Annotated in this window: 7 protein-coding genes; 5 read left to right on the top strand and 2 right to left on the bottom strand. The window is 74.0% G+C overall.

Features of this window, described 5'->3' with window-relative positions; translation table 11 throughout:
• The 4 genes from GTW43_RS04400 to GTW43_RS04385 all read left to right on the top strand — a co-directional run.
• On the top strand, nucleotides 1-755 hold a 755-nt coding region (locus tag GTW43_RS04400), incomplete at its 5' end, for an ATP-binding cassette domain-containing protein (protein ID WP_161300295.1).
• 143 nt (nucleotides 756-898) lie between these two features.
• Nucleotides 899-1513 carry a TetR/AcrR family transcriptional regulator gene (locus GTW43_RS04395; protein WP_161300294.1) on the top strand — a complete coding sequence of 205 codons (615 nt, stop codon included), beginning with the start codon at nucleotides 899-901 and terminating at the stop codon, nucleotides 1511-1513.
• The gene (locus GTW43_RS04390) at nucleotides 1510-1869 is read left to right on the top strand and encodes a DoxX family protein (RefSeq protein ID WP_161300293.1); all 360 of its coding nucleotides are present in this window, start codon (nucleotides 1510-1512) and stop codon (nucleotides 1867-1869) included. Before GTW43_RS04395 ends, GTW43_RS04390 begins: the two co-directional genes overlap by 4 nt.
• Before the next feature lie 88 nt (nucleotides 1870-1957).
• A complete protein-coding gene (locus GTW43_RS04385; RefSeq protein ID WP_161300292.1) occupies nucleotides 1958-2590 on the top strand; it encodes a DsbA family protein in 633 nt (210 codons plus the stop codon).
• A 9-nt stretch (nucleotides 2591-2599) separates the two neighbouring features.
• Here GTW43_RS04385 and GTW43_RS04380 read toward each other — a convergent pair whose 3' ends face one another.
• The gene (locus tag GTW43_RS04380; RefSeq protein WP_161300291.1) at nucleotides 2600-3178 is read right to left on the bottom strand and encodes a dihydrofolate reductase family protein; all 579 of its coding nucleotides are present in this window, start codon (nucleotides 3176-3178) and stop codon (nucleotides 2600-2602) included.
• 132 nt (nucleotides 3179-3310) lie between these two features.
• Nucleotides 3311-4258, bottom strand: coding sequence for an alpha/beta fold hydrolase (locus GTW43_RS04375; protein WP_161300290.1), 948 nt, complete (start codon nucleotides 4256-4258; stop codon nucleotides 3311-3313).
• 73 nt (nucleotides 4259-4331) lie between these two features.
• Here GTW43_RS04375 and GTW43_RS04370 point away from each other — a divergent pair.
• A partial coding sequence (locus GTW43_RS04370) for a MarR family transcriptional regulator (protein WP_343245899.1) occupies nucleotides 4332-4778 on the top strand: 447 nt, incomplete at its 3' end.

Raw genomic sequence — 4778 nt, 5'->3', positions numbered from 1 at the left:
AGGCGGTGGACGTGCGCCGGGTGTTCGGCAAGGGCGCGTCGGCGACGGCCGCGGTCGACGGTGTCTCGCTGGCCGTCCGGCGCGGCGAGACGCTCGGCGTCGTCGGGGAGAGCGGCAGCGGCAAGACCACCCTGGGGCGGATGCTCGTGGGGCTGCTCGAGCCCAGTGCGGGCCGGGTGGTGCGCCGGGGCCGGGTCCAGATGGTGTTCCAGGACCCGCACTCGTCCCTGAATCCGCGCCGCACGATCGGCGAGTCGGTGGCTGATCCGCTGCGGGCCGCCGGGGAACGCGACGAGCGCGCGATCCGCGAGCGGGTCGGCGGCCTCCTGGAACGCGTCGGCCTGGACGCCGCGCAGTACGACCGCTACCCGCACGAGTTCAGCGGCGGTCAGCGGCAGCGGGTCGGCATCGCGCGGGCGCTCGCCGCCGATCCCGAGCTGATCGTGTGCGACGAGGCGGTCTCGGCCCTGGACGTGACGACCCAGGCCCAGGTCACGGCGCTGCTCGCGGAGTTGCAGCGGGAGCTGGGGCTGGCGCTGGTGTTCGTCGCGCACGATCTGGCCGTCGTGCGCCAGGTCAGCGACCGGGTCGCCGTCATGCGGGCGGGCCGGGTCGTCGAGGAGGGGACGGTGGACGAGGTGTACAGCCGCCCGCAGCACCCCTACACCCGGCAACTGCTGGCCGCGGTCCCGGTCCTCGACCCCGCGCTGGCCGCCCGCCGGCGCGCCGCCCGGGCGGAACTCGCGGCGGCCTGACGGCCAGGGCTGGGAGCGCGAACGGACGGCGGCGGGACCGTGTCCGCCGCCGTCCGTTCGCGCGCTCCCCGGCCATTGACGCGGTGCGACGCACCGCCTACCGTACTGAACATGTTCACTGAACCTGTTCATCGGGGCTCGGCGTGAGCCCGGCATCGTCGCGCGCCGAGCAGAAGGAGGCGACCCGGGCCCGGGTCCTGGCCGCCGCGGCCGCTCTCTTCGGGGAACACGGATTCGCCTCGACCACGGTCCGCGACATCGCGGCGGAGGCGGGGGTCAGCGTCGGCACGGTCATGGCGGTCGGCGACAAGGCGGCGATCCTCGTCGAGCTCTTCGACCGCCGCATCGCCGCCCTGCACTCGGCACGCGCCGGACGCCCGCCGCGGCCGACCTCCGGGGCCCGTCCGGCCGACGACGTACTCGCGCTGTTCGCCCCGTTCGTCGAGGCCTTCACCGCCGACGCGGAGCTGGCCCGGCACTACGCGGCCGCGCTGGTGTCCGGCCGGCACCGGGCGGGCGTCTTCGACGAGCTGGCCGGAGTGCTCCGGCGGGAGATCGCGGACGTCCTGACGGGCCACGGCTTCCCGCCCGCCCGCGCGGAGCGGGCGGCGACCGCCGTCCATCTCGCCTATCTCGGCACGCTGTTCCTGGGCGCGGGAAGCGGCACCGCGGAGCTGGGCGGTCCCGCCGCCGATCTGGCCACGGCCGTCGAGCTCGTCCTCGAGAGCGGCGGGCAGCCCGAGAGGAAGCCGTCATGACACTCAGCCCCGACCCGTGGTGGCCCCAGGCCGTCCTCGCCGCGGTCCTCGCCGGGGACGCGCTGCTGTCCGTGCGGCCTCCCGCGTTCGTCCGGACCTGCCTGCACGGGGTCGGCTTCCCGGAGGACTGGTGGTGGTCCCTCGTCGTCATCAAGCTGCTCGCCGCCGCGGGCCTCGTCGCGGGGATCTTCGTCGACGGAGTGGGCGCGGCCGCCGCCGCGGGTGTCGTCTGCTACTTCCTCGCGGCGTCGTACGCCCACCTGCGGGCCCGGTTCCTGCGCACGGAGTTCTGGGTCAACTGCCTGGGCATGCTGGCCCTCTCGCTGGCCGCGTCGGCCCTGTCCTACGGCCCCTGAGGAGCGGGGGCCGACCGCCGGATTGGACCGGTGAACCCGCGCCGGAGTGGCCCAGATGCCAGGGCCACCCGGCTGCGAAGGTGGGGGCATGACGACACAGACCGCCCCGCGCACCGACCGCACCCGAGTGGACTTCTGGTTCGACCCCGCCTGCCCGTTCGCCTGGATCACCTCCCGCTGGATCCTGGAGGTGGAGCCGTTGCGCGACCTCGACGTCCGCTTCCACGTGATGAGCCTGTACCTGCACAACGAGGGCAACGACCTGCCCGCCTGGTACCGGGACCTCGTGAACCGCTCCCTCGGCCCGGTTCGGGTCGCCGTCGCGGCGGCCGGGCAGCACGGCGACACGATCCTGCGCGACCTGTACACCGCCTACGGCACCCGCATCCACCGGGACCGCACGGAGGACTTCGACCGCGTGACCGAAGAGGTGCTGACCGAGCTGGGCCTGCCCGACGAGTTCGCCGGGGCCGCGCACACGGACACGTACGACGATGCGCTGCGCCGCAGCCACGACGCCGGGACGGACCCGGCGACGGGCGCGTTCGTGGGCACGCCGACCCTGCACCTGGACGGCACCCCGTTCTTCGGGCCCGTGCTCGACGCGATCCCCCGCGGCGCACAGGCCGCCGAACTCTTCGACGCGGTACGCGTCCTGGCGCGCCACCCGCACTTCCACGAGCTCAAGCGGGAGCGCACCGGCACGCTGGACTTCGACTGACCCCGCCGGTCAGGGGCGGTGCACGACGTCGAACACGTTCTTCTGCACACCGTTCGCATACGCCTCGTGCTCGACCAGCTCCAGACGCTGGGCGTCCTTGTCCGTGTCGCTGAAGAGCCGCTTGCCCGCGCCGAGCAGGACCGGGAAGACCAGCAGGTGGTAACGGTCGATCAGGCCCGCGTCCGACAGGGCGCGGTTCAGCGCCGCACTGCCGTGCATGATGATCGGCCCGCCGTCCGACTCCTTCAGGGCGGCCACCTCGTCGAGGGAGCGCAGGATCGTCGTGTCGCCCCAGCCGGACACCAGGGCGTCGGCGGTGAGCGAGCCGGAGACGACGTACTTGGGCAGCGGCTTGTAGTCGGCGAACTCCTCCATGCCGGGCCACACCGGGCTGAACGCCTCGTAGCTGACGCGGCCGAACAGCATCGCGGACGCCTCCTTCTGCTCCCGCCCCTTGATCTCGAAGGCCTCGGGGACGAACTCGACGTCCTTGAAGGTCCATCCGGCGTTGCGGTAGCCGAGCTCGCCGCCCGGCGAGTCGACGACGCCGTCGAGGGAGACGAAGGCGGTGCTGATGAGCGTGCGCATGAGAATGTCCTCGTTCTTCTCGGGATGTCGTGGTGCCGTGCGGCGCCGTCCTGCTCCTGTCGCTCCTTTCGACCGGGCCCCGGTGCAGAACTCATCGCCCGCGGGCCACTCTTTCATCGCGCGCCCCGCGCGTCAGGGCGTGCCGGGGATCAGGAAGTCGGCCATCAGCTGCTGCGCCCCGGCGGGCAGCAGACGGGGCATCGCGTGGTGCGGGGTGCCGGGCAGCACGTGGGCCGTCACGTGGGGCATCACGGCGCGGGCGCGGGCGGCGACGCGCTCCGCGTCGTGCGTGCGCGAGGCGCCGCCCAGCAGGAGCAGGGTCGGCACGTCGAGCGCGCGCAACGCGTCGGCGGCCGGGCGCGGGCCGGACGCCGGGCGCGCGGCAGGGAAACGGGCCGCGGCCTGCTCGAGGGCGAGGCAGTCGGGGTCGCGCCCGATCGCACCGCCGGTCTCCCACTCCAGGAAGGCGCGCACCCGCCGTCGCGTCGGGCGCACGAGCAGGGGCGCGGCGTGCAACAGGTACTCCGGACGGAATCCGGCGAAGCACCGGGTCGGGTCGAGCAGGACCAGGCGACGGACGCCCGAGGGCGTGCGCAGGGTGTGGTGCAGGGCGATCCAGGCGCCGTAGGAGTGCCCGATCAGGTCCACGGGCCGATGGTCCGGACCGGCCCCGAGGCCGAGCCCGTCGAGGACGGCGGTCAGCCACGCCAGCAGGTCGTCGAGCGTCCGGACCGGCCGGTCGGCGGCGGGCACGCTGCGGCCCGGGAAGCCGACGAGGTCGACGGCGTGCACCCGGTGCGTCCGGGAGAGCGTGACGGCCTGCGCGGCCCAGGACGCGGACGTCGCTCCTCCACCGCCGGGCAGCAGGACGACGGGGGCACCGTCGGCCGGGCCGCACGTGTTCACGTGCGTGGCTCCGAAGGGGGTGGCGACGGTGGTCGCGGTGCGGGAGTGCGGCCAGTCGGCCAGCACGCGCGCGTAGGCGGCGTCGAACGTATCGGCGTCGTGGGCACCTGACGCGGCGGGGCGGGCAGCGGTGCGTGGCTTCGTGCGGCGTGGGTTCACGATGCGCGGGTTCATGAACGGTGCGACCCCTTAGTATCTCGTTGAGCGAGATAGTTCCTGAGCGAGATGATAGCCCGAGGAGGCCTCCGTGTCCGGTCCGAGCCCTGTGGAGCCCGAGCGGGAGATCGTGCATCTGCTGCGCTCGGTGACGGTCGAACTGGCGCTGCACAGCGCCCGGTTCGCCCGGGACAACGGAATGCACCCGACGGACGTGCGGGCTCTCGTCGCCCTCATGGACGCGGCCCGTGCGGGCCGCGAGACCACGGCCGGCGCGCTGGGCTCGGATCTGGGACTGAACTCGGCGGGAACCACGGCTCTGGTCGACCGCCTGGAGCGGGCCGGGCTCGCCCGCCGGGAGCGCGACGCGCGCGACCGCCGCAAGGTGACCGTCGTCCTGGACGCACGGGCGATCGCGCTCGGCGAGGAGCACTTCGGACCGCTGATCGCGCGGACGCTCGCCCTCTGGGCGACGTACGACGAGCGGGAGCGGGCCACGGTCCGGGGTTTTCTGGAGGGCGTGCGGGACGCGGCCGGC

Origin of the sequence: Streptomyces sp. SID5785 (genome assembly GCF_009870065.1) — a bacterium.
Classification (GTDB): domain Bacteria; phylum Actinomycetota; class Actinomycetes; order Streptomycetales; family Streptomycetaceae; genus Streptomyces.
The sequence above is the reverse complement of the archived record's forward strand: the minus strand, read 5'-3'. Positions and strand labels throughout refer to the sequence as shown.

Bases quoted from the DNA above. Each gene is read 5' to 3' on its own strand.
- GTW43_RS04390 (WP_161300293.1), top strand. From the start codon at position 1,510: ATGACACTCAGCCCCGACCCGTGGTGGCCCCAGGCCGTCCTCGCCGCG.
- GTW43_RS04385 (WP_161300292.1), top strand. From the start codon at position 1,958: ATGACGACACAGACCGCCCCGCGCACCGACCGCACCCGAGTGGACTTC.
- GTW43_RS04380 (WP_161300291.1), bottom strand. From the start codon at position 3,178: ATGCGCACGCTCATCAGCACCGCCTTCGTCTCCCTCGACGGCGTCGTC.
- GTW43_RS04375 (WP_161300290.1), bottom strand. From the start codon at position 4,258: ATGAACCCGCGCATCGTGAACCCACGCCGCACGAAGCCACGCACCGCT.